Here is a 21,980-nt window from a genome sequence, read left to right as displayed (position 1 = left end):
GACTACTTCAGAAAGCCCTTTTCCTTCAGATAGGTTTCGGCAACAGACTTTGCCGGCTCGCCCTCGACCTGGATCCTGGCGTTGAGCTTTCTCAGTTCGTCGGCCGTCAGGCTCTTGAAGATCGGAGCGAGGATTTCCTCGATCTTCGGGTTTGCCTTCAGCACGTCCTCGCGGATGATCGGGGTCGGCGCATAAACCTGCTGCACGTTCTTGTCGTCTTCAAGGACGGTGAGTTCGGCCGCTTCGATTGCGCCGTCGGTGCCATAGACCATGGCGGTGTTGACGCCGTTCGTCTGGTCGGCGGCGGCCTTGATCGTGGCTGCGGTATCGCCACCGGAAAGGACGACCATCTGTTCGGGCTTCAGCTGGAAGCCGTAAGTGCTCTGGAAGGCGGGAAGCGCACCTGCCGAGTTCACGAACTCGGCGGAAGCTGCAAGCTTCGCATCGCCGCCGCCGGCGACCCATTTGCCGAAATCGGACATGGTCTTGAGGTTGTTTGGACCTGCGACATCGTTGCGAATGCCGAGCGCCCAGGTGTTGTTGGCAGGCGAGGGGGCCAGCCAGACGATCTTGTTGGCATCGTAGTCGAGCTTCTTGGCCATTTCATAGCCTTGCTCGAGGTTCTTCCAGGCCGCATCATCGGCCTTGTTGAAGAAGAAGCCGGCATTGCCGGTATATTCCGGATAGATGTCGATTTCGCCGGCCGTGATCGCCTTTCGCACGACCGGCGTCGCTCCCAATGCGATGCGGTCCTGCGTCTTGATACCGTTGGCATCCAGTGCCAGTGCAATGACGTTGCCGAGCAGCGTGCCTTCTGTATCGATCTTCGACGAGACCACGACGTCGGCAGCATGGGCCGCACCCGCTAAAAAAGCTGAAAGTGAGACGGCAAGCGCGAGTTTCTTGAGCATGGAGTGTCCCCTTGGTTACACCGTTTGACCGTCGCGAGGCCCGGCGGGAACCTTCGCGCATGAAATCCGCCGGCCAAAGCGCCTAAGCGATCATGCCGGACATACGAGCACCATGGAAATAGTGTGCGCTCTCGAAAAATCGATGCAACCCCTCTCCAGTATCTGCAGTCGCGGCGCGATTATGGCCGTGAAAGGATCACCGCGCGCGAAATCGCATTTCCTTTTTGCAAGGCCGCTGCGATTTGTTTTTGTCCCCTTGCGTGTTTCCGCAATTTTCCGGTGCTTGTCGGCTCTCCTGCCGCGCCCGGATTTGTTCTCGATAAAGACGATAGCCCGGCAATCCCGCAACAGGGATATCTTTTTTCGTGAACACATCATATCGTCCGGTTTTTCAGTCATTTCCGGAGAATGCCTTGCATCTCGGTGCCATTTTTGTCGCCAGCCACGTTCTCGCCTCGGGTTCGGTTCGCGAAACGGCGCGGCGCTTCTCGCTCGCGGCCTCTACGGTGTCGGCGGCGGTCACCAATCTTGAGGGCGAGCTTGCCATCAAGCTGACCAAGCGCAGTTCCGGTGAACTCGTCAAGCTGATTGCCAGCGGCAAGGTTCGTGATGCGCTGCAGCCCATCATGCTCGGCCTCGAGCAGCTTTATGAAGTCGTCGGCGACCTCGCCGAAGCCTTCGAAAGCTGGGCATCGCGCATTCCGGTCAAGCTCGTGACGATCGAGCGCTTTCTGGAGGTCGCCGACCAAGGAAGCATCAATCGTGCCGCTAGGCGCCTTCAGCTTGGCCAGCCGCAACTTTCATTGCAGATCGCCAACCTTGAGAAGTTCGTCGGTCACCAGCTTTTCGAACGTAAGGCCCAGGGCTCGACGCTGACCGAGAAGGGAAGGCGGGTTTACGGGATCTTTTCGGCTGTGAGCCAAGCCTGGAACGATCTCAAGTCGGCGGCCGACGAACGATACCGGCGCGCGGCGCGTTCGCTTCGTATCGGGTCGATCATTCCGACGGGTGCGGAAAGCTGGGTCGCGCGCTGCCTGGGCGCTCTGGTGGCCGATTGGAATGCGGGGCGCAGCAAGAATGCCATCTCGCTGATCTCCATGACCGCCGATGATCTGCGGGAAGCCCTGAAATCTGGCCGCATCGACGTGGCGATCCTGGATTCTGTATTCGAGCTGGAAAGCTTCGGACATCGCGAGCTCCTACGCACAGATCTGGTCGCAATCGCGCCTCCGGAAAGTACCGGGCTGACCGTCGCAGATCTGGTGGCCGAGCACCCCATCTGCACGCCGAGCGAGCGAACCGGTCTGGGCGATGCCGCAACTGCATTGAGCCACGAGCCGACTGCAAGCCGCCGCTTCCGCAGCCAGGATATCATGGCGGCGGATTCACTGCCCGTGATCGTCGATCTCGTTTCGAACCACGGCTATGTCTCGTTCCTAGGACGCGTCAGCGCGCTGCCGATCGCCGATCGCGTCCGTATCGTCGAACTCGCCGAACACATCCCGATTTCCTATCATGTCGCCTTCAATCATCGAAAAGCATCGGCGGATGCCTGCGCCATGATTGCTGCAGCCGTGCAAAAAATCATCTCGGAGCCCGTCGCGAAAACCGCTGCTGTCGCCTAAAGAGGCTGTGGGCGGATGTAGGAGATTGAAAGATGGCGGCTTTGCTTGAAGTGTGCGTGGACAGCCCGAGAGGCCTTGCTGCCGCAATCGAGGGCGGCGCAGGGCGTATCGAACTTTGCTCGGCGCTCGAACTGGGTGGCCTGACGCCGGTCGCGGGTCTCATGAAAGCCGCAGCCTCAGCACCGATCCCGGTCTACGCGATGATCCGGCCCCATTCCGGGCCTTTCATCTTCGATGCAGCCGACGAGGATGCAATGGTGGCCGATATCGATGCCGTCCGCGCTTTCGGCCTCGCCGGCGTCGTCATCGGCGCAAACCGGCCCGACGGGACGCTGGACATGCCGCTCATACACCGCTTGAAACAGCATGCTGCCGGTCTAGGCTCTACGCTGCATCGCGCCTTCGACCTCGTACCGGATGTTGATGTTGCGCTGGAGCAGGCCATTGAGCTTGGCTGCGAGCGCATCCTCACCTCCGGCTGCGCGCCCAAGGCGATGGATGGCCTCGAGACGCTGAAGCGTATCTCGGCAAAGGCCGGCGGCCGGATTTCGATCATGCCCGGAAGCGGCGTGCGCCACGGCAATGTCGTGCAAATTCTGCAGATCACGGGTGCCCGGGAGGTCCATGGCTCGTGCAGTTCGCCGGCCAAGATCGATCCGCGCTCGGTCTCTTTCGGTTTCGCGGCACCGGTCTCCAATCAAACCGATGTCGCGGTCGTCCGGCAGATGCGTCAGGCGATCGACGCGGCTTAAGCGGCCACTTTGATGACGGCCTTGATCAGGCCGGTCTTTTCATGCGTCCAGCGCGGGAGGTCGCGCGGCGCGTCGGCAAGAGTGGTGCGGTGCGTGATCAGCTTGTCGACCGGCACCAGACCTCTGGCGATCGAATCGGCGACATGCTCGAAGTCCGCCCGCGTCGCATTGCGGCTGCCGATGACCGTCATTTCGCGCTTGTGGAATTCCGGGTCGGAAAAGCGGATGTCGTCCTTGACGACGCTGACCAGCACGAGTGCGCCGCCATGCGCCACGAAACCGAATGCCTTTTCCATTGAAGGACCGTAGCCCGTCGCGTCGAATACGGCATTGAAGCCGTCGCCGTCGGTCTTTGCCATCACGGCTTTAGCGGTTTCGTCATTGGCGACAATACCGGAGACGAAGCCGAACCGCTCCGAAGCCATCTGCAAACGTTCGGCACTGGTGTCGAGCAGCGTGACGTCATGTCCGGCAATCCGTGAGAAGATTGCAGCGCCAAGCCCGATCGGCCCTGCGCCTATGACAAGCGAGCGCGAGCCGGCGGGCGCCATCGATCGGCGCACGGCATGTGCGCCGATCGCCAGGAACTCGACGGTTGCTGCCGCCTCCAGGCTCAAGCCTTTCGCGGCATAGAGATTGCCGGCCGGAACGGCGATTTCCTCGCAGAACGCCCCATCGGTGTGGACGCCAAGCACCTTGATATTCGTGCAGCAGTTCGGTTTGTCTTGCCGGCAGGCAACGCAGTTGCCGCAGGAAAGGTACGGATTGACGATCACTGGCGTTCCGGCAGTCATCGTGACACCGTCACCTGCCTCGAGCACGGTCGCCGAGATTTCGTGGCCCATGACCCGCGGATATTCGAGGAAGGGGTGCTTGCCTTCGAAGATGTGATAATCCGTGCCGCAAATGCCCACGTGACTGACGGCAAGCCGGACCCAGCCCGGGGCAGGCGTTCCGGGGGAGGGGCGCTCGATCGTTTCGAGCACTCCGGGATTCTGGCAAAGCACTGCTTTCATGATGTGTCTCGCATTCAGAACATGAAGAAGCCGGCCACGGCACCGGCTTCACGATCTTTTCTTGCTCTTACTGGCTCCGGCGGCGGCGCAACTGATCGAAATAGACGATCACGATGATCAGCAGACCGGTGATGATGCGCTGCCAGAACGAATTGACGTTCAAGAGGTTTGCGCCATTGTTGATCGTGGCAAGGATGAAGGCGCCGATCAACGGACCGTGAACCGAGCCGATCGCACCGAAAAGGCTGGTGCCGCCGATGACGGAAGAGGCGATCGCCTGCAGTTCCCAACCGTCGGCCTGAGTCGCGTTGCCGATCGCGATGCGCGAGGCGAGCAGCACGCCGACAAAGGCGGCGAAGGTCGCCGAGAGAATATAGGCGAGATAGATCATGCCGTCGACGCGCACGCCGGAAAGGCGGGCAGCTTCGCGGTTGGAGCCGACGGCGAAGAGATAGCGGCCCCATCGGCTCAGATGCAGAAAGATGAAGGACGGAACCGCAACGAGTATGACCATCCAAAAGAGGCTCGGCACGCCGAGAAAGTCGGCGCGGGCGAAATTCGTGAAGGGCTCGTTGACGATATTGATGGTCGATCCGTTGGTGATGAGCAGCCCGATACCGCGCAGCGACGTCAGCGTCGCCAAGGTGATGATGAACGGCGGCAGACCCATCTTGACGATGCCAAAGCCGTGAAAGGCCCCAATTCCGACCCCGATCAGCAGCGTGATGAGGACGGATGCCCACACCGGCACCCCCGCCTGCAGAAGCCACGCGAGGATGACGCCGGCAAAGCCGACGATGGCTCCGACCGATAGATCGATGCCGGCAGTAATGATAACGAAGGTCTGGCCGAGCGCCAGGATTGCCGTCATCGCACCCTGCCGCAGCAGGTTGGAGATGTTGAGCGGCGTCCAGAAGCTGACGGTGACGATGCCAAGGAGGATCCAGAGGAAGAGAAGCAGCCCGATCAGGGTCAGGCTGAAAAGGATGTTCACTTTTCGGCGCGGCGGCGGGGCGACGATTTCCGTGGGGGTTACAGTCATGGTTTTCTCTCTCCCTCTTGTTCTTTTACTCAGACGCCGATCGCTTCGCCGAGCACTTCTTCGTGGGTTGCGGCGTGGTAGTCGTGGCTTGCGACCAACTGGCCTCGGCGGAACACGTGCAGCCGGTCAGCAAGCTCGTAGACTTCCGGCAGGTAGGACGAGATCAGGATGATGCCTGCGCCGTCCTTCAAGAGCTTGGCAAACAGCCGGTAGATTTCCGCCTTTGTGCCGACATCGACGCCAACCGTAGGCTCGTCGAAGATGAACAGGCGCGCGCCGTGGCTGAGCCACTTGCCGATGACGACCTTTTGCTGATTGCCGCCGGACATGCTGGACGCGAGCACACGGCGGCTCGGGGTCTTGATCGAAAGATTGCGAATCTGCCGGTCGGCGTTTTGCGATTCCTCGCTGTGGCTGATGACCGGGCCCTTGCTCAGCCTTTTGAAGACCGGCAAGTTGATGTTGAGACTGATGGACAGGTTGAGGCAGAGCCCCTGATCGCGGCGGCTCTCGGGTGCAAGCGCGATCCCGAGTTCCATCGCCGTGCGTTCGTTCTTGATATCGACCTGCTTGCCCATCCAGCGGACCTCGCCTGCCGTGGTCTTTTCGCGGCCGTAGAGGCCGAGTGCGAATTCGCTACGTCCCGCCCCGATCAGGCCGTAAAGCCCGACGATCTGACCGGCCTTCACGGACAGCGATACGTCCTCGAAACCGGGCCCGGAAAGCCCACGTACATCGAGGATGGTGTCGCCGATCGGTATTTCTTCCTTGTGATAGATTTGTTCGATGGAGCGGTTGATCATCAGTGCGATCAGCTCCGCCTCGTTGGTCTCGCCGATCGTGCGCGTGCCGACATGCGTGCCGTCGCGAAGCACCGAGACGCGATCGGCCAGCTCGAAGACTTCTTCCATGCGGTGGCTGATGTAGACGATCGTCACGCCTTCGCCCTGCAGGCGACGGATGAGCTTGAAGAGTTGTGCAGATTCCTGTCGGGTAAGATAAGCCGTAGGCTCGTCGAAGATGAGGAACTGCGTGCCGCGCATGGCTGCGCGTGCCGTTGCAACGAGCTGCTGCTGGCCGATGGTGAGCGCACTCAGGAGGACATTTGCGGGCAGGCCGAAGCCGAGATCGTCGAGGACGGCCTGTGCCATCTTGACCATCTGCTTCTTTCGCATGAGGCCGTACTGGTTGACTTCGTCGCCGAGAAAGAGATTTGCTGCAACCGTCAGGTGCGGACAGAGCACCACCTCCTGGTGCACGGCGTTGATGCCGCGCGCAATCGCCTCGTTCGGCGTTGCGAGTGCAACGGGATGGCCGCACCAGAAGATTTCCCCCGCGGTTCGGCTGATCACACCGGTCAGAAGCTTGATGAGGGTCGATTTGCCCGCACCGTTTTCGCCGACTATCGCGTGAATTTCGCCAGCCAGGAACGTCATCGTGGCGGGTTTCAGCGCTTGGACATAGCCATAATTCTTCTGTAATGCCCTGAGCTCGAGGATCGGTGAGCCCGCAGGAATGCGGGTTGCCTCTTTCAGTGTCGCGCTGTCGTCGTGGCGATGACTGACCTCTTCCAGGCTCATGGACGTTTCCTCCTCACGAATTGTTGTCCTCACCAGCGATCCGCGCTCTTTAAGAAAACGATAACACAGGTGAAGAAGTGGCTGCGCGGGATTTCTCGCGCGCAGCCATGGATTGTGCTTACTTGATTTTCGGGTTGAGCAGAGCGTCGATCTTCGGATCGCTCATATTCGCCTTGGTGACGAGGTTGGCGCCGGTGTCGACATTTTCCTCGACCTTTTCGCCCTTCGAAACCGCAAGCGCAGTCTTTATGCCGTCATAGCCCATCCGGTAGGGGTCCTGCACGACTAGTGCGGCAAGCGAACCTTCCTTCAGGAAGCCGACAGTTTTCTCGTCGCTGTCGAAGCCGACGACCTTGATCTTGTCGCCGAGCTTGTTTTCAGCAATCGCCTGGCCAACGCCCTGCGCCATGATCAGGTTGGAGGCAAAGACCCCGACGAGGTTCGGGTTGGCGGTGATGAGGTCGGTCATCATGTTGAGACCGGTCGTTGCCTGGCCGTCACCGTATTTGTCGGCAATGACCTTCAGGCCGGGATACTTGGTCTTCACCTGATCCAGGAAGCCTTCACGGCGCTGCTCGAGCGAGCCGACGCCCGGAAGATTGGTAAGAATCACCACATCACCTTCTTCCTTGCCCGTCATTTCCTTGATGGCTGCAGCCAGACCATCAGCTGCGATACGGCCGCCTTGAACGTTGTCCGTCGTCAGGAACGACTTGAATGCCTTGGAATCGGCGGCAGAGTCGATACCGATGATCGGAACCGACTTGGCGGCTTCGTCGATTGGCTTGCCGAGCGCCTTGAACTCGGTCGGCGAAATGACGACGGCGGCTGGTTTGCCGGCGACGGCATTTTCGAGAATGCTGATCTGGCCATTGATGTCGGATTCGGCCTGCGCGCCGAGTTCCGGGACGTTGACGCCGAGATCCTGGCCGGCCTTGCGGGCACCAGCGAGCACGATCTGCCAGTAGAAGGACGTCGTATCCTTGACGATGATCGGGATCGTCACGTCGGCTGCGAAGGATGGGACCGGCATTGCAGTTGCGATGACGGCAGCGCCCGCGAGAGCCGTGAAGGCTCGACGAGAAAGAATGGATTTCATGCGCATGTGGGTTCTCCTCTCAGGTTGCGTTCTCCTCCAAGAAACCAGACCGCTGAACGCAGGCGGACGATTTTTTATCGATAAAAAACAGTTACGCAAGGAAGCTAGCTGAGGCCGTAGCAAATTGCAAGTGGTTAGAGGCCGGCTGCGGCTGTTTCGACTATACTCTCAAGCTCCTGTTTTTAAATAAATTAAACTGCATTCTAAAAAAATCTCAGCCGCGATAGACTTCATGCGGGTGCACGACGCCTTTCTTCAAAACTAGATTTCCATAAAGCCGGAATTCGGTTGTCGCGACGATATAGGCCGCCTTCCTGGCATGCTCGTAGAATGCGAAGCGTTCAAGCGGGGCGATCCGGAAATCGCCGGCCCGCCTGCTTACAATCTCCTGGAACTCGACGCACACCTCGGGCATGGCGCCGGGATCGCCCACGACCTCCATGCGCCACGCTGTTTCCGGAACGAAAGTGTCGAGCGGCATATGCGCCAGGATCGCTTCGGCCATTTCGGTCGCCGTTACGCCATCGGCACGAATGACCTCCGGTCCCATGGTGCTCGAGGGAAAGTTGGCGTCGGCGATGACGATGTCGTCGCCGTGCCCCATGCGCGCTATGGCACGCAGAAGATCCGGGCTGAGGACAGGATGAATTCCTTTAAGCATCGTCTGGTCCTTAAACGCGCACCGCGTCTTGGCCAAGCGGTGGCGCGACGAGTGTCAGGTGGTCGAATTCAGGAAAGATCGCATCGGGCAGCGCGGGCTCGAAGAGCTCCATGTTGCGCCTGAGGCTGGATGCCTTCGCCGTACCGATCAGCACGGAAGAAACGGCTGGTTCGCGCAGCGGGAATTGCAGCGCCGGGGCGGCGAGCACAACGCCGTGGCGTCTGGCGATCTCTTCCATCGCGCCCACCTTGGCAAGGACTTCAGGTGTCGCGGGCATGTAGTCGAAATGTGAGCCCGGCACCGGGCCGGTCGCAAGGATGCCGGAGTTGAAGACGCCGCCGACAACCAGAGACGTGCCCTTCCTGCGGCAGAGCGGCAGGAGCTCTGCCACAGCGGAGCGATCGAGCAAGGTATACCGCCCGGCCAACAGGATGACGTCGATGTCGGCGTTGCCCATGACGTCCAGACAGACAGGAACCTCGTTGACGCCCAGGCCGAAAGCCTTGATCGCGCCCGATGACTTCAGCTGTTCCAGCGCCTTGATGCCGGAATTGAGAAAATTCTTCAGGTGGACCGCATTCTTTTCGGCACCGTGCGTGTAGCTGCCGATGTCGTGGACGTAAAGAATATCCACGCGATTGAGCCCCAGCCGCGCATAGCTGAAATCGATCGATCGCATGATGCCGTCATAGGAATAGTCGTAGTCGGCGTCGAAGGAGAGTGGATCGACATAGCTGTAGTCCGGCACCGTACCAGTCGGCACGGGCCGCAAAAGCCGGCCCACCTTGGTCGAGAGCACATATTCGTTCTCGGGCTTTGCCCTCAGGAAATCTCCCACGTGACGCTCGGCAAGGCCGAGGCCATACCAGGGCGCCACGTCGAAATAGCGGATGCCGCTTTCCCAAGCCGCTTCCAGCGTTTCCATTGCCTGTTGGCGCGGGCAGGCACGGTAAAGGCCCCCCAGAGCCGCGGCACCGAAGCTGACTTCGGTGACCGTGAGTTCCGTCTTGCCGATTTTCCTCGTCTTCATCTTCCCTCCCCGTGAAGAGCCGGTCTTTGCTAGAGCGTCGCGCCCAAATGCCACGGTACAAACTCGTTGTCGCCGTAGCCGAACTCCTCGCTTTTCGTCTTCTTGCCGGAAGCCGTATCGATGATCAGGTCGAAAATTTCGCGCCCCTTGCCGCTGATCGTCGCATCGCCGGTGGCGATCGTTCCGCAATCGATATCCATGTCCTCTTCCATCGAAGCATAAAGCGCCGAGTTGCTGGAGAGCTTGATCGAGGGCGCGGGACGGCAGCCGAAACAGCTGCCGCGGCCGGTGGTAAACGCGATCAAGTTCGCTCCGCCTGCAACCTGACCCGTTGCCGAAACCGGGTCGTATCCGGGCGTATCCATGAAAACGAGTCCGGGCGCAGTTACACGTTCGGCATAGCTGTAGACTGCCGTCAGCGGAGACCGGCCGCCCTTGGCGACTGCGCCGAGCGATTTTTCAAGAATGGTCGTCAATCCGCCGCGCTTGTTACCGGGCGAGGGGTTGTTGTCGAGCGAGGCGCCATGCAGTCCGACATATTTCTCCCACCAGGCGATCTTGTCGTCGAGCTTTTTGGCCACCTCCTCGTTGATCGCGCGGCTACGCAGCAGGTGTTCGGCGCCGTAGATTTCCGAGGTTTCGGAAAGGATCGCGGTACCGCCGGCTGCGGCCAGCAGATCGGCTGCCACGCCGAGCGCCGGATTGGCGGTAATACCCGAAAAGCCATCCGACCCACCGCATTGCAGGCCGATGATGATTTCGCTGATGGGGATCGGCGTGCGGCGCTCCCTGCCGACATCGGCGGCGATCTCCCGGAGCATCCCCATGGCGCGTTCGACGGCCCGTCGCGAGCCGCCGGCGTCTTGAATGTTGAAGTGCCGCTTGGCGTTGCCGGCACCGCTTTGGCCGTAGAGCGTCAGCTGGTTTACTTCGCAGCCAAGGCCGATCATCAGCACGCCACCGAAATTGACATGGCGGGTGTAGCCGGCAAGCGTGCGGTGAAGGACCGACATGCCGTCACCGGTCGAGCTCATGCCGCAGCCCTGGTCATGCACGATCGGCACGAAGCCGTCGATGCCGTCGTAGGAAGGCAGGATGGTGCGATTGGCCTCGTCTGCAATCGCACGGCAGACGGTGGTGGAACAGTTCACGCTGGCGATGATGCCGATATAGTTGCGGGTGGCCGCCCGGCCATCCGCGCGGCGATAACCCGTAAACGTACGCGCGCGGTCTTGCGCGCTCGCCGCTTCCGGCGCCGAATTTGCAGTTGCCGCCAGGCGGTCGTTCTCGAAATGCAGGTTATGGCTATGGACATGATCGCCGGCCTTCACCTCGGCAGTCGTGCGGCCGATCGCCTGGCCATATTTCACCACGGGCGTGCCGAGCGGGATGTCGGCGATCGCGACCTTGTGGCCGGGTTCGATTTTCTGCCGGGTCTGGATACCTGCGACGGTCGCTCCGGCTTCGATCGAGGCCGTTGCGACGGCGACGTTGTCTCCCGCAGACAGGATGAGCCAAGGCAGTTTGTCCAATTGTCTTCTCCCTGAAAAACGCGCCTGCTGCGTGGGCAAAATGCGCATTGATTTTGTTTTTTATCTACAATAAACATTTTCAAGTCAACGGGAATATTGTTCCTGTGGGCAAGGGAGGCAAACAGCCGCAGATGGCCAGAAAATAGAATAAAGGTCGCATTCGAGTAGCTCCTGCGCTTGGGATTTTGCGGTTTTGCAAAGTTCAAAGACGCGAGGAAAGAGCGGGGTGGCATGGCAAGGCAGAACACGGTCTTCAAGGAAGCCTATAACAGGTATGCTGCCGCACTGCGCCCGGATGCCGCCTTGCCTTCCGAACCCGAAATCGCCGCCCAGCTCGGCATCAGCCGCAGCACGGCCCGCGCGATTTTGACCCGCCTCAACGATGAAGGCATCATCCGCTGGAACAAGCGCCAGAAGATCGTCCTGCGCGTTCCCACGGAAAAGGATTTCTTTCCGTCCGAAGAGACGGATTCGCTGCACGATATCATCGAGCGCAGCTTCATGCAGCGCATCCTGTCCGATGATGCCGCGCCCGGCATGCAGATCAACGAGCTGGAACTGGCTCGCGAGATCGGCACCGGCACGACGAGCGTGCGCGAATTTTTGATCCGTTTCTCGCGCTTCGGCCTCATCGAAAAGCGACCGAACAGCCACTGGATCCTGAAAGGTTTCACCCGCGAATTCGCACTGGAACTTGCCGATGTCCGCGAAATGTTCGAGCTCCATTCGGCCGCCGAATTCGGCAAGCTGCCGCCCGAAAACGAAGCATGGGCGGCATTGGCCGACATCAAGGCCGAGCATCTTGCGATGCTCGACGATTTCGACGCACGCTACAAGGAATTCTCAGCCCTCGACGAGCGGTTCCATCTCCTGATCCACGGTGCGGCGAAAAACCGGTTCATCGCCGACTTCTATGACGCGATCGCGATCATCTTCCACTATCACTACCAGTGGAACAAGGCTTTCGCCCGCCAGCGCAACGGACGCGCCATTCACGAGCATCTCGACTATATCGCCGCACTCGAATCACGCGATCAGGCGGCGATCGACTTTTCCTGCCGCCTGCATCTGCGTTCTGCGCGCCAGACCCTCCTTCAGTCGCTGCCGCAAAATCCTGCCGGGCAGTCTCCAGCTTAGGCAGGCGCTGTCGCCCGCGTGCAACTAATGGGCGGTATAGGCCCCGTCCACGAGATGGTAGCTTCCAGTGATGAAGCTTGCCTGTTCGGACAGAAGGAAGCAAACGAGGGCTGCGACTTCCTCGGGCCTGCCGCGCCTGCCCATCGGTTGAAGCGCTTCCATGCGCCGGCTTCCCGCAATCGCAATGTGCTCGGTCAGAAGCGGTGTTTCGATCCAGCCGGGGCCGACGGAATTGATGCGGATGCCAAATCTCGCATATTCGATCGCGGCGACCTTGGTGAGGCCGACAACCCCGTGCTTGGCGGCCGTATAGGCTGCTGTGAATGGCAATCCAACCGAACCAAGGGCGGAGGACATGTTGACGATGGCCCCTCCGCCGCGTTGCAGCATGGCGGCGATCTCATGCTTCATGCAGTAGAAAACGCCGTTCAGGTTGACGTTCATCAGGTTGTGCCAATTGTCGAGCGGGTAGTCTGCCGTCGCCTTTCGGGGGCCGTCTACGCCTGCGTTGTTAACCGCCAGATGCAGACCGCCGCACGTCTCGACAGTGTAGCCGATCAGCTTTTCCACAGCCCCGGCGTCGGTGACGTCGACGGCAAAGTCACGCGCCCGCCCACCCACCGAACGAATCTCCGCGGCAAGGTTGCGTGCGGAGTCAGCATCGAGGTCGGCAACGACAACTTCTGCTCCCTCGTCGGCGAGCTGGCGGCAAATGGCTGCACCTATACCGGACCCTCCGCCGGTTACGAGCGCGACTTTCCCCGTAAAGTCAGGCGTCGTCATCATGTTTCTCCTCATTTCCCCTGCCTCTAGTCGAGCAGAGGCATGCCATCGATGCAAGACCTTTCATGAGCGCAAGCAACGGCAGCCGCCCGTTCTGCTTCACCCTGAACGCTTCCGGTTGGTCAGCGCCCCGGCCCCTTGAGGGACGGCGGCGCAGGTTCAAGGTGGACGAGGGCGTTTGCAGCTTTCACCTTTGGCGCGAGGCTTGGCCGGCTGGCGCCGGGATGTTAAGACAAGAACAGGGTCGATGATTGCTTAGCAGGTAGAGATGGAAAAAAAACATGTTGCGCGCCGGGGGCTCCTGCTGGGCGGTCTGGCGTTGATGGTATCTGGATGTGCATCAACGACGGGATGGCAGGTGGGGTCGATGTTTTCGTCGACGCCGCGAATCAGTTCTCGTTACCGGCGGCGGCGCGTGCCATACGACGGAAGCGAGCCGCCTGGAACGATCGTGGTCAACACCTACGAGCGCTACCTTTATCTGGTCGAAGGCGGCGGCGAGGCCCTGCGCTATGGCGTTGCAGTCGGCGAGGAGGGGCTGACGCTCAAGGGAAGGGCGACCGTCGGGCGGAAGGCGGAGTGGCCCTCATGGATGCCCACAGCCAGCATGATTCGGCGCAAACCGCACCTGGCGCAGTATGCGGGCGGTGTTTCGGGCGGACCCCATAATCCCCTTGGCGCCGCTGCCCTTTATCTCTACAGGGGCGGACAGGACACCTTGTTCCGGCTGCATGGAACGAACGAGCCCTGGCTGATCGGGCAGGCGGTTTCCAATGGATGCATTCGCTTGACCAACGAGGACATCGTAGACCTCTACAGCAGGACTCCGGTGGGCACGCCAGTATTGGTCATATGATGCTTACATTTTGCAACGATAACGCCACGGTCTGTTAGGCATTATGGGGCGCTGGAGGTTGCGCAGAGGCAAGGTGTGTCCTTTCTGCACTTGGCTTAGGCGTATTTTGCGGCTATTAGTAGAAGCGTTGCCTTCGATAACCTATTCCGTGCTAAGGAGAGGACTACTGATGAGCAGAATTCTGATCATGTGCCTAGTTGCGTTGTTTTCCGTTGCAAGCTTGAGCGCTTGCGGGTCGATCGGTAAGGGCAAGGGGAAAGCCCCGCCGCCCGTAGCGGAAACGGCACCGGCACCAGTATATAAGTAGCAACTAACTGTTGCTGAATGGGAGGGGGCATTCGTGGCCCTTCCCCACGTCGTGCAGTCCGGGCTGGACCTGCCTTGCAGCTTGCAGCGCAAAGATTGGCGTCAAGCGGGGCATGCGTCGATGCTCGCTCGATACCGGGAGATGAAGTGTAGCGATGACGCTTGCAAAGGGCCGTCTATCACTTGTAATTCTATTCGCTCTCGCGCTTACATCATGCCAGACAGAAGACAAGCCACCGCAGCCGCGTTTCGTTTCGGATGCGCGGGGGGGCTATGTCAGCGAATCATCGCAGAAAACAGATGGCCAGTACTTTGTCGAATTCCGCTCGCGCTACGCGCTGAGCTACGGCCACACCTACGTGATATTCGGGCGGTTGAACAAAGCTGGCGGGATGGTCAATCCGGAGGTCGCGGGGCTTGCTCCGGCGACCAACGATACCGGCCCCTACGTGCTCGGCCACTTCGTGCCGGTACCGGCCGAAACCGGGGCCAGTGACGGCGACCTGGAGGAGGCCTACAGGTCGGCGAGCTGGCGCGTTCTTCTCACTCCATCCGAATACAATGAAACCGTTGCCTTCATCCGCAAGCTGAAGGCCAAATCCAAGTTCTGGCAGGCTACGGTTTACAACTGCAATGCTTTCGTAGCAGAAATCGCTCGCTCGATGGGCTATAAGGCCCCCAGCATCTGGCTCCGTCCGCAAGAATTCGTGACGCAGCTTCGCGAAATGAATACGTAAGTGCGAGGCGGGCAAGCTGTTATACCGATTCTCCATCCAGTCGGTTGCAGGACGCAGAAGGGCTCTGGAGACTTAAATTGAGCATAGCTGTTGTCGGCAAGATCCTGTGGGTGCTCGGCGTCGTTGCCTGGTATGTCATCCGATATCCTTTCGAGCGCCGCGCCAAGCGCGTGCGTGTCGTCAGTCACCGCCGTTCGTCCATCGAGAAGATCGGGCTTGCCTCGGCGCTGCTCGGTCTTGCTATCGTGCCGGGGTTCTATGTCGCCACCGGCATGCCGCAAGCAGCCGATTATCCCGCCAGCGCCCTGGCGGTGGCCGTCGGAGCGGTGCTCTTTGCCGCCGCCATGTGGGTCTTTCGCAGGACCCACAAGGAACTCGGCCGCAACTGGTCGATCACGCTGGAGATTCGCGACCAGCATCAACTGATTTCCAGCGGTCCCTACGCTTTCGTCCGCCATCCCATGTACTCGTCTTTCCTGCTGATGGGCCTCGGCCAGGCTTTTCTGCTGTCGAACTGGTTCGTCGGGCTGGCTGGCCTGGTTGGCTTTGCAGTCCTATTTTTTCTGCGGGTGGACAAGGAAGAGCGTATGATGTTGGAAATTTTCGGTCCGCAGTATCGCGCCTATATGGACAGGACCAAGCGGATTATTCCCTTTCTTTACTAGAGGAGGCATGATGCGGGGCCGTATCATCAAGCTTTCGGCGGCACGGCGCCTTGTCGGAGATCTGATGCGGTTCTCGATCGGAGTACCACGGGTCACCGTGCAGCGGCAGATGAACCTTGCCCCGCTTCAGAAGGCCAGAATGGCCCAGCCGAGCAGGCCGTCCTGGACCGTACTCTTCTTGAAGGGATACGCGCTTCTCTCCCGGGAGACACCGGACCTCAGGCGCGCTTACATCAAGTTCCCGAGAGCTCAGCTCTACGAGTATCCAGAAAGCGTGGCCTCGATTGCCCACGAGCGCGAACATGACGGCGAGCGGATCGTCCTGCTGAGCTCCATCAAGGCCCCCGAGCGGCGGCCGATCGCCGAACTCGAAGCCTTGATCCAGGTGGCGCGCTCGCGCCCGGTCCTGGAAATCAAGGAGTTCCGGCGTGCATTGAAGTTCGCCCGTGCACCGGCGCCTTTGAGGTGGCTGTTGATGTGGCTCGGGCTGAACATCGGGCGGCAGCGTGCCCGCCGGTTCGGCACTTTCCAGCTGTCGGTCTATTCCGGTCTCGGGGCAGAGTCCCTCAACCCTCTTTCGCCTTTGACCACGCTCTTCAACTACGGCCCGATCTCGGCAGATGGATCGGTCACGGTCCGGATCCACTACGACCATAGGGTCATGGATGGTGCCAATGTCGCGCGGGCGCTGGAACGGTTCGAAAAGATATTGAACGGCGAAGTCGCCAGCGAAGTGAAGAGCATCGCCCCACAGGGTGCTGCCGCTCTCGATAAGACGGCTTCAGGGACGGCAATATGATCATGCAGAATGAGTTTCGTCCGGCCGCCGTCGTCATCGGTGCGTCGCGCGGCATCGGCAGGGCAATTGCCAAAGTTGCCGCCCGGGAGCACGGGGCTGTCGTTGTGCTCGTTGCGCGATCGTCTGAAGGCCTGCTTGGCGCCGCGGCAGAGGTGGGGGCGGCCGGCGGCGAAGCATTCACGCTGGAATTGGATCTCCTTGCGGCCGATGCCTCGGCGCGCTTGCAGGAGTTCCTGACTGCAAACGAATTGTATTGCGATGTTCTGGTCAACAGCGCCGGATATGGATTGCGCGGTGCAGCGACGCTGCTTCCGGTCGATGATCAGCTTGGCATCATCGATCTCAACATACGAGCCCTCAGTGAATTGACCCTTCGCTTTCTGCCGGAAATGGCAGCGCGCGGGCGCGGCGGCGTTCTCAATCTAGGTTCCATCGCCGGTTTCACGCCGGGGCCGAACATGGCCCTTTATTATGCGAGCAAAGCTTTCGTGCGCTCCTTTTCGGAAGCGCTTCATCAGGAGCTGCAAGGCACGGGCGTCACCGTCACATGCGTTGCGCCGGGACCGGTGTCTACCGAGTTCCTCGAAAAATCGGGCGCCGGCCGGGCACAGCTTTTCAAGATATTGCCGAAACTGGATTCGGAGACTGTGGCAGAGTGCGCCTGGCGCGGCTTCAGATCCGGCCGTCGGCTTGTCGTGCCTGGCATCTCGGCCAAGCTTGTCGCCCTTGTGGCCGCCCTGCTGCCTTCAGCAGCAACGCTTCCTCTGATCGGCCGCCTGCAGCGGCGCAGCGGCGATCCATGTCCATGCGGTTCAGGAAAGACCTTCAAGGAATGCCGCCGCCTTGGCCATCGCGCAGTGACGACGGCAGGCCCCTGAGGGGCAAGCTCAAGGCGAGCGAACGCACGCAACTGGTCACTGCGCATAGAGCAGCAACACCTAGAGCGGACAAACGCTGCCAAGCCGCCCCCCTCGCGAATTCCATCAGGCGGACGCAAAACAGCGAGAAACAGACCCCTACCGCGAAGAAATGCAGACGCTGAATGGGCAAACGGCGCGGACATGAGGCATCAAATCGCGCTCAATCCGCCTGTTCTTCGCCCGACCGATATGTGTGCCCGAGGATTCTCAAGTGGCAGCAGATACAGGCCGACAGCACGAGGACAAATAGCAAGGTTCCGAGCGGTGAATAAGATAGCGGCAGGAAAGACCAGTCGCCCCGCAGCAATTGCGGCAATGAGAAGCTGGAAATGCCGGCGTGCGCCACGGCCGCCCGCCCCATGGTCAGGCCGGTCGCGATCAGCGCGACATGCGCATGGATGAAACCTGACCGCAGGTACCGCTGAGGCTGCAAGGCAAGTTGAATACCGAAGACGGACGCAAGTATCAGCAGTGCGATAGCGATCCGGATCCCCACTCCAGGTACCGCAAAAAGCAGGTAGATGGGCTCGCGCATGATCGGAAGGATCGTCATGTATAGCCACCAGGCGGAAGCGCTCGAGGGAGAATATTCCAAGAGCAGCATGCTGATGAGGAAGACCGACGCTGTCGCATAAGCCAAGGATGGCCCCAGTCGCACCAGCGTGAATAGAGCGGTCCGCATATGACAATTCGTCCTTTGGCTTACGGTCACGCGATGACCGACAGGAACAATATAGGTGACGTTCGATTAATTTTTACTCTACGAATCACAATCCGCGAAGCGCGTCTTTCGAATCCTGCGCGTCCAAAAACTGGCTCATTTTGCCTCACAACAGGCTGCGCATTTGTCGCTATTTTGCGACTGGTTCCCTAAATTATTGAGTTATTAGCTTTTTTTCAAGAAGATTTCTCGTGGACACATCCGAATGCTTGGCTAGGATGCCTGAATAATCGGGGGATCAAATTGCTAATGTTGCAGGTTAGAGCTCAGATCAGGTGCATTGCATTCCTGCTTGCGAGTGGAGCGGTCCTGGTCGGATGCCAGTCGTCCGGCCTTGATAGCCTGGCTGCCTACGGCGATAGCGCAAAGACCGTCGAGGATGATTCGGCCGTCGCCTTTTACAAGAACGACGAACTGATCACCACTGGCAAGCTGCAGTTTCAGGAAAAGAACTACGGAAAATCATACGCCATTTACAAGCGCGCGGTTAACGTCTTTCCCGAAGATCCTGCCGCCTGGCTCGGCTTTGCCGCCTCTGCGGACATGGTCGGCCGCTTCGATACTTCCGACCGCGCTTACCGGGAACTCGCAAGGATGATCGGCAAGACGCCTGTTTACTACAACAACATTGGGTACTCGCACCTCTTGCGCGGCGACCTTCCCAATGCCAGGCGGTACTTTCTCAAAGCCTACGAACTCGATCCCGCAAACGAGGTGACTGCCCGGAACCTCGAATTGTTGAAGAACAGCACGAAATTCGCACAACGGTGATAGGCTTTCGCCAATCCGGGCTCCCAGTCGACACTCCGTCGACGGACTGGCATCGTTGCCGAACCGGCACGTAGAACGACGATCTGCGTCGCCGGCGTTTGCATCGCTGATTCGGTGGAGTCGCCGCTTACTGCACCTTCCGGAGTATAAGCTTCCCTTCCGGCGAGACCGTTCGCTCGTAGCGCGGCAGGTTGTCGACCGAAACACCCTGAGCATCGATGGACGTTATACCTCCATCCGGGCTCTGATTTCCAGCCGGCGGGGCAGCGGGCGATGGCGCGAAAAACTGGGTCGGTTCCTTGCCAGGCGCACTCAGTACCAAAGCTCCGCTACCGCGCGAAGCAAACGAACCGGAGCGCATCCGTTCATTCATGATGGAAATCGTCTTTTGCAAGCTTTCAGTCTGCTGGCGGATGACTGCCACGTCATCAGCCTTTGCATTTTCTACAAAAATGCGCCCCTGCTTGTCTACCTGTGCCTTCAGACCATCGATCGACCTCTTGAGCGCGACAATCGTTTCGCGGCTCTCGCGCAGATCCCCTGCGTTCTTGGCAGTATAAATCAGGATGCCTGCGTTGATCGGCAAAAGCATCACGACCATGGCGATGAGCGGCCCGTTTCTTGGATGCCTCTGCTCTGCGGTCGTGCGCATAACGCGCTGCCTTGCCTCGTCCACTTCGGCGTCGAGATTCGGGATGCTGGTCATTGGCTTTTCTCCCCCGCACGTCATCAGGTCATTGTTTCAGGTATTCCTCAATAACGCTGGCAACTCATTCCAGAGCAAACACCCCTTCCCAGGCCCGTTCCAGCATATCCAGAGAAGCGACCTTAGGGACCCCATTGAAATCGCAGTATGACCCGACGAAGTCGAGAAGATACTTCGGATGATAGCAGGACGCCAGCATGGCGCCGTGGTACTTGCGATCATAAAAGACGTTCAGATCGATACCACTGACATCTATCGCCGCACCGCCGGCATACGACTTGAAAATCTGGATATATTCGTCGCGCGACGGGTTGTTCACGAAGATCTTGTACTTCAAGCGTCTCAGACCAGCCTCGTCGGAAAGATCCCTCGGGGCGATATTCGTCGAAAAGACGACCAGCTCGTCGAATGGAACCTTGAACTTCTTGCCGGTGTGCAGCGTCAAAAAGTCGTATCCGCGCTCAAGCGGCACGATCCAGCGATTGATCAGCGCTTGCGGCGCCACCTGCTGGCGACCGAAGTCGTCGATGATGAAAACGCCGCCGGATGCCTTCAGATGCACCGGCGCTTCATAGACATTTGGTCCTTCGTTGAAGGTGAGATCGAGCAGGTCGAGCGTCAATTCCCCGCCGGTCTTGACCACCGGACGACGGCATTCGATCCATCGCTGATCGGCCTTCGGATACGGTTTTGCGTCAGCCCCGGCAACGCGTTGATGCACAGCTTCATCAAAGAAACTGATGACATGGCCACCAACCTCGATGGCATGGGGCACAAAGATCGTTTGGCGAAACAGTTGCGACGTCCGCTCGGCAATGCTCGTCTTTCCGTTTCCGGGCGGTCCGTAAAGCAGGATGGAGAGACCCGAGTTCATGGCCGGACCTAGTTTTTCGATCAGCGAATTCGAAAGCACCAGCCCTTCAAGGCTCTCGATCAGCCGCTCTGGGGTCACGCGCTCGTCATGGATGGATTGCAACCCCACTTGTCGGCAAAATGCGTCCAGCGATACCGGCGCCGGTCCGACATACTGGGATTGACGCGACGCCGCGCGGACATATTCGAAGCCATTGGTGGAAAGCGTATAGCGAATATCGGATCTCACATCCTCACCGGCCAGGCCACGAGCCTCCAGGAATGCGAGCTTCACAAGTTCCTTGATCAGGATATTGGCCAGCACTTTCGGCAATTTCATGCGGTCAGCCAGGTGAGATGCAGTGACTGTATCCTGCTCGGCCGCACATTTTGCCGCCAGCCTTAGGAGGAACGACGATTCCAGGCCGGTCGCCTCCAGGCTCGCCGGGGCCATCGGCATCCGTGGATCGAGGGGTACTACGACATCTTGACGATTCTGATCGGGCGAATACTGCATACGGACCTCGCTTGGCTCAACCGCCGGGCTTCAAGCCGACGAGAATACTGACGACACGGATGACAATGGGCACGAGCACGATGATCAAGCTCACCGGAAACAGGAAGGCTCCGAGCGGCAGCAACATTTTGATCGGCAGGGCATTGGCCTTTTCCTCGGCCCGCACGATGCGAAGATCGCGCATTTCCTTACTGTAGACGCGTAGCGTCTGCGTAACGCTCGTTCCTAGCTCCTCCGATTGGCGAAACAGTACCGAAAGCGCCCGCGCCTCATCTATCCGCAATCGTGTCGCAAGATTGGCCAATGCATCGCGCAAGCGGCGTCCGCCGCGCACTTCCAGCATCATGATCGAGAGATGCAGGCCGAAGTCCTGCTGCTTGTCGACGAATTCCCGGGCTACGCGGTTGGCGGCTGCTTCAATGCTCATCCCGGCATCGAGACAGACGATCAGCATGTCCATGAAATCTGGAAAAAGCCGGCGATACTCGCGCTCCTTGGCGCCGCCGCGCCGGTCGATATAGATGTTGATCAGGATAAAGCTCACGCCGGCGGCAAACATGGCGATGATCAGCGTAGCGATCCCCGACATCTCGGGCACGAAGCGGTTGAATGCCCAGACCGCCGCGACAAACACGCCGATACAGATCAGCGCGCGAACAACCTGGAAGATTGTTACTGCGCTGGCGTCGAAAAATCCGGCGCGGATCAGGCGGTTCTGGGTGGAGTTCTGATTGGTATCACGCCGGGTAATCTCGAAATAGCGACGGATCAGGCGGTTTTCCGCTTCGCCGAGGTCGGCAATCGTCGTATCGCCAAGGTGGAATTCCTCGCCTGCTGCCGTCGTGGCTTCCGACAGTCGCGCCCCGACCTCGCGTCGCCGAAAAACCAGTTCGGATGCCGCTGCTGAAAATATCAGCACTGAAAAGAAGACGATGAAGTAAATTCCATATTCACTCGACATG

At 59.5% G+C, this 21,980-nt stretch carries 23 protein-coding genes; 10 read left to right on the top strand and 13 right to left on the bottom strand.

Annotated elements, in window-relative coordinates:
- Positions 1 to 2 precede the first annotated feature (2 nt).
- Positions 3 to 911, bottom strand: coding sequence for a glycine betaine ABC transporter substrate-binding protein OsmF (gene osmF, locus EV130_RS11060; RefSeq protein WP_074060044.1), 909 nt, complete (start codon positions 909 to 911; stop codon positions 3 to 5).
- 413 nt (positions 912 to 1,324) lie between these two features.
- On the opposite strand from osmF, the gene EV130_RS11050 reads away from it, so the two are divergent.
- Both EV130_RS11050 and EV130_RS11045 read left to right on the top strand, forming a co-directional pair.
- Positions 1,325 to 2,536, top strand: a complete 1,212-nt coding sequence (locus EV130_RS11050) for a LysR family transcriptional regulator (RefSeq protein WP_132660510.1) — start codon at positions 1,325 to 1,327, stop codon at positions 2,534 to 2,536.
- Between the two features lie 32 nt (positions 2,537 to 2,568).
- Complete coding sequence (locus tag EV130_RS11045) at positions 2,569 to 3,288, top strand: copper homeostasis protein CutC (RefSeq protein ID WP_074060047.1); 720 nt, start codon at positions 2,569 to 2,571, stop codon at positions 3,286 to 3,288.
- Here EV130_RS11045 and EV130_RS11040 read toward each other — a convergent pair.
- The 7 genes from EV130_RS11040 to EV130_RS11010 all read right to left on the bottom strand — a co-directional run bounded on the left by EV130_RS11040 (position 3,285) and on the right by EV130_RS11010 (position 11,248).
- The gene (locus EV130_RS11040; RefSeq protein ID WP_074060048.1) at positions 3,285 to 4,304 is read right to left on the bottom strand and encodes a zinc-binding alcohol dehydrogenase family protein; all 1,020 of its coding nucleotides are present in this window, start codon (positions 4,302 to 4,304) and stop codon (positions 3,285 to 3,287) included. The genes EV130_RS11045 and EV130_RS11040 overlap by 4 nt on opposite strands.
- A 67-nt stretch (positions 4,305 to 4,371) precedes the next feature.
- Positions 4,372 to 5,346: an ABC transporter permease gene (locus EV130_RS11035; RefSeq protein WP_074060049.1), complete on the bottom strand. Its 975-nt coding sequence runs from the start codon at positions 5,344 to 5,346 to the stop codon at positions 4,372 to 4,374.
- Between the two features lie 29 nt (positions 5,347 to 5,375).
- Positions 5,376 to 6,926 (bottom strand): sugar ABC transporter ATP-binding protein, encoded by a 1,551-nt coding sequence (locus EV130_RS11030; protein ID WP_074060050.1) that lies wholly within the window; start codon positions 6,924 to 6,926, stop codon positions 5,376 to 5,378.
- A gap of 118 nt (positions 6,927 to 7,044) precedes the next feature.
- Positions 7,045 to 8,031 (bottom strand): ABC transporter substrate-binding protein, encoded by a 987-nt coding sequence (locus EV130_RS11025; RefSeq protein ID WP_074060051.1) that lies wholly within the window; start codon positions 8,029 to 8,031, stop codon positions 7,045 to 7,047.
- A 208-nt stretch (positions 8,032 to 8,239) separates the two neighbouring features.
- Positions 8,240 to 8,686 (bottom strand): RbsD/FucU family protein, encoded by a 447-nt coding sequence (locus EV130_RS11020; RefSeq protein WP_074060052.1) that lies wholly within the window; start codon positions 8,684 to 8,686, stop codon positions 8,240 to 8,242.
- Between the two features lie 10 nt (positions 8,687 to 8,696).
- Positions 8,697 to 9,716, bottom strand: a complete 1,020-nt coding sequence (locus tag EV130_RS11015; RefSeq protein WP_074060053.1) for an aldo/keto reductase — start codon at positions 9,714 to 9,716, stop codon at positions 8,697 to 8,699.
- Between the two features lie 29 nt (positions 9,717 to 9,745).
- Positions 9,746 to 11,248, bottom strand: coding sequence for a UxaA family hydrolase (locus EV130_RS11010; protein ID WP_132660278.1), 1,503 nt, complete (start codon positions 11,246 to 11,248; stop codon positions 9,746 to 9,748).
- A 231-nt stretch (positions 11,249 to 11,479) separates the two neighbouring features.
- Here EV130_RS11010 and EV130_RS11005 point away from each other — a divergent pair, with 231 nt between their 5' ends.
- On the top strand, positions 11,480 to 12,385 hold the full coding sequence (locus EV130_RS11005; protein ID WP_074060055.1) for a GntR family transcriptional regulator: 906 nt from the start codon (positions 11,480 to 11,482) through the stop codon (positions 12,383 to 12,385).
- Between the two features lie 24 nt (positions 12,386 to 12,409).
- On the opposite strand, the gene EV130_RS11000 is transcribed toward EV130_RS11005, so the two are convergent.
- Positions 12,410 to 13,168, bottom strand: coding sequence for an SDR family NAD(P)-dependent oxidoreductase (locus tag EV130_RS11000; protein WP_074060056.1), 759 nt, complete (start codon positions 13,166 to 13,168; stop codon positions 12,410 to 12,412).
- A 268-nt stretch (positions 13,169 to 13,436) separates the two neighbouring features.
- Here EV130_RS11000 and EV130_RS10995 point away from each other — a divergent pair, with 268 nt between their 5' ends.
- From EV130_RS10995 to EV130_RS10970, 6 genes are all read left to right on the top strand, one after another.
- Complete coding sequence (locus EV130_RS10995) at positions 13,437 to 14,024, top strand: L,D-transpeptidase (RefSeq protein ID WP_074060057.1); 588 nt, start codon at positions 13,437 to 13,439, stop codon at positions 14,022 to 14,024.
- A 169-nt stretch (positions 14,025 to 14,193) separates the two neighbouring features.
- Complete coding sequence (locus EV130_RS33310) at positions 14,194 to 14,331, top strand: ABC transporter (protein ID WP_074060058.1); 138 nt, start codon at positions 14,194 to 14,196, stop codon at positions 14,329 to 14,331.
- A gap of 154 nt (positions 14,332 to 14,485) precedes the next feature.
- Positions 14,486 to 15,067 carry a hypothetical protein gene (locus EV130_RS10985; protein WP_074060059.1) on the top strand — a complete coding sequence of 194 codons (582 nt, stop codon included), beginning with the start codon at positions 14,486 to 14,488 and terminating at the stop codon, positions 15,065 to 15,067.
- A 77-nt stretch (positions 15,068 to 15,144) separates the two neighbouring features.
- Positions 15,145 to 15,732, top strand: a complete 588-nt coding sequence (locus EV130_RS10980; RefSeq protein ID WP_074060060.1) for a protein-S-isoprenylcysteine O-methyltransferase — start codon at positions 15,145 to 15,147, stop codon at positions 15,730 to 15,732.
- Positions 15,733 to 15,742: 10 nt separating this feature from the next.
- Positions 15,743 to 16,531 (top strand): hypothetical protein, encoded by a 789-nt coding sequence (locus EV130_RS10975; protein ID WP_074060061.1) that lies wholly within the window; start codon positions 15,743 to 15,745, stop codon positions 16,529 to 16,531.
- Complete coding sequence (locus EV130_RS10970) at positions 16,528 to 17,409, top strand: SDR family NAD(P)-dependent oxidoreductase (RefSeq protein ID WP_074060062.1); 882 nt, start codon at positions 16,528 to 16,530, stop codon at positions 17,407 to 17,409. The genes EV130_RS10975 and EV130_RS10970 overlap by 4 nt, the downstream gene beginning before the upstream one ends.
- 202 nt (positions 17,410 to 17,611) lie before the next feature.
- Here the strand turns inward: EV130_RS10970 and EV130_RS10965 are convergent, their stop codons facing one another.
- Positions 17,612 to 18,133, bottom strand: a complete 522-nt coding sequence (locus EV130_RS10965) for a hypothetical protein (protein WP_074060063.1) — start codon at positions 18,131 to 18,133, stop codon at positions 17,612 to 17,614.
- Positions 18,134 to 18,421: 288 nt separating this feature from the next.
- On the opposite strand from EV130_RS10965, the gene EV130_RS10960 reads away from it, so the two are divergent.
- Positions 18,422 to 18,943 carry a tetratricopeptide repeat protein gene (locus EV130_RS10960; protein WP_074060064.1) on the top strand — a complete coding sequence of 174 codons (522 nt, stop codon included), beginning with the start codon at positions 18,422 to 18,424 and terminating at the stop codon, positions 18,941 to 18,943.
- 127 nt (positions 18,944 to 19,070) lie between these two features.
- Here EV130_RS10960 and EV130_RS10955 read toward each other — a convergent pair whose 3' ends face one another.
- The 3 genes from EV130_RS10955 to EV130_RS10945 all read right to left on the bottom strand — a co-directional run bounded on the left by EV130_RS10955 (position 19,071) and on the right by EV130_RS10945 (position 21,979).
- Positions 19,071 to 19,649, bottom strand: a complete 579-nt coding sequence (locus EV130_RS10955; protein ID WP_132660276.1) for a hypothetical protein — start codon at positions 19,647 to 19,649, stop codon at positions 19,071 to 19,073.
- 64 nt (positions 19,650 to 19,713) lie between these two features.
- Entirely contained in the window at positions 19,714 to 21,018 is a 1,305-nt protein-coding gene (locus EV130_RS10950; protein ID WP_132660274.1) for an ATP-binding protein, read from the bottom strand.
- 16 nt (positions 21,019 to 21,034) lie between these two features.
- Complete coding sequence (locus EV130_RS10945; protein WP_074060067.1) at positions 21,035 to 21,979, bottom strand: type II secretion system F family protein; 945 nt, start codon at positions 21,977 to 21,979, stop codon at positions 21,035 to 21,037.
- Between the last annotated feature and the right edge of the window lies 1 nt (position 21,980).

The sequence above is a fragment of the Rhizobium azibense genome (assembly GCF_004342325.1).
Classification (GTDB): Bacteria; Pseudomonadota; Alphaproteobacteria; order Rhizobiales; family Rhizobiaceae; genus Rhizobium; species Rhizobium etli_B.
This window is presented reverse-complemented; position numbering and strand designations above follow the sequence as displayed.

Excerpts from the sequence above, each read along its gene's own strand:
- osmF (WP_074060044.1), bottom strand. The coding sequence starts at position 911 with ATGCTCAAGAAACTCGCGCTTGCCGTCTCACTTTCAGCTTTTTTAGCG.
- EV130_RS11045 (WP_074060047.1), top strand. The coding sequence starts at position 2,569 with ATGGCGGCTTTGCTTGAAGTGTGCGTGGACAGCCCGAGAGGCCTTGCT.
- EV130_RS11040 (WP_074060048.1), bottom strand. The coding sequence starts at position 4,304 with ATGAAAGCAGTGCTTTGCCAGAATCCCGGAGTGCTCGAAACGATCGAG.
- EV130_RS11035 (WP_074060049.1), bottom strand. The coding sequence starts at position 5,346 with ATGACTGTAACCCCCACGGAAATCGTCGCCCCGCCGCCGCGCCGAAAA.
- EV130_RS11030 (WP_074060050.1), bottom strand. The coding sequence starts at position 6,926 with ATGAGCCTGGAAGAGGTCAGTCATCGCCACGACGACAGCGCGACACTG.
- EV130_RS11025 (WP_074060051.1), bottom strand. The coding sequence starts at position 8,031 with ATGCGCATGAAATCCATTCTTTCTCGTCGAGCCTTCACGGCTCTCGCG.
- EV130_RS11020 (WP_074060052.1), bottom strand. The coding sequence starts at position 8,686 with ATGCTTAAAGGAATTCATCCTGTCCTCAGCCCGGATCTTCTGCGTGCC.
- EV130_RS11015 (WP_074060053.1), bottom strand. The coding sequence starts at position 9,716 with ATGAAGACGAGGAAAATCGGCAAGACGGAACTCACGGTCACCGAAGTC.
- EV130_RS11005 (WP_074060055.1), top strand. The coding sequence starts at position 11,480 with ATGGCAAGGCAGAACACGGTCTTCAAGGAAGCCTATAACAGGTATGCT.
- EV130_RS11000 (WP_074060056.1), bottom strand. The coding sequence starts at position 13,168 with ATGACGACGCCTGACTTTACGGGGAAAGTCGCGCTCGTAACCGGCGGA.
- EV130_RS10995 (WP_074060057.1), top strand. The coding sequence starts at position 13,437 with ATGGAAAAAAAACATGTTGCGCGCCGGGGGCTCCTGCTGGGCGGTCTG.
- EV130_RS33310 (WP_074060058.1), top strand. The coding sequence starts at position 14,194 with ATGAGCAGAATTCTGATCATGTGCCTAGTTGCGTTGTTTTCCGTTGCA.
- EV130_RS10985 (WP_074060059.1), top strand. The coding sequence starts at position 14,486 with ATGACGCTTGCAAAGGGCCGTCTATCACTTGTAATTCTATTCGCTCTC.
- EV130_RS10975 (WP_074060061.1), top strand. The coding sequence starts at position 15,743 with ATGCGGGGCCGTATCATCAAGCTTTCGGCGGCACGGCGCCTTGTCGGA.
- EV130_RS10970 (WP_074060062.1), top strand. The coding sequence starts at position 16,528 with ATGATCATGCAGAATGAGTTTCGTCCGGCCGCCGTCGTCATCGGTGCG.
- EV130_RS10965 (WP_074060063.1), bottom strand. The coding sequence starts at position 18,133 with ATGCGGACCGCTCTATTCACGCTGGTGCGACTGGGGCCATCCTTGGCT.
- EV130_RS10960 (WP_074060064.1), top strand. The coding sequence starts at position 18,422 with ATGTTGCAGGTTAGAGCTCAGATCAGGTGCATTGCATTCCTGCTTGCG.
- EV130_RS10955 (WP_132660276.1), bottom strand. The coding sequence starts at position 19,649 with ATGACCAGCATCCCGAATCTCGACGCCGAAGTGGACGAGGCAAGGCAG.
- EV130_RS10950 (WP_132660274.1), bottom strand. The coding sequence starts at position 21,018 with ATGCAGTATTCGCCCGATCAGAATCGTCAAGATGTCGTAGTACCCCTC.
- EV130_RS10945 (WP_074060067.1), bottom strand. The coding sequence starts at position 21,979 with ATGTCGAGTGAATATGGAATTTACTTCATCGTCTTCTTTTCAGTGCTG.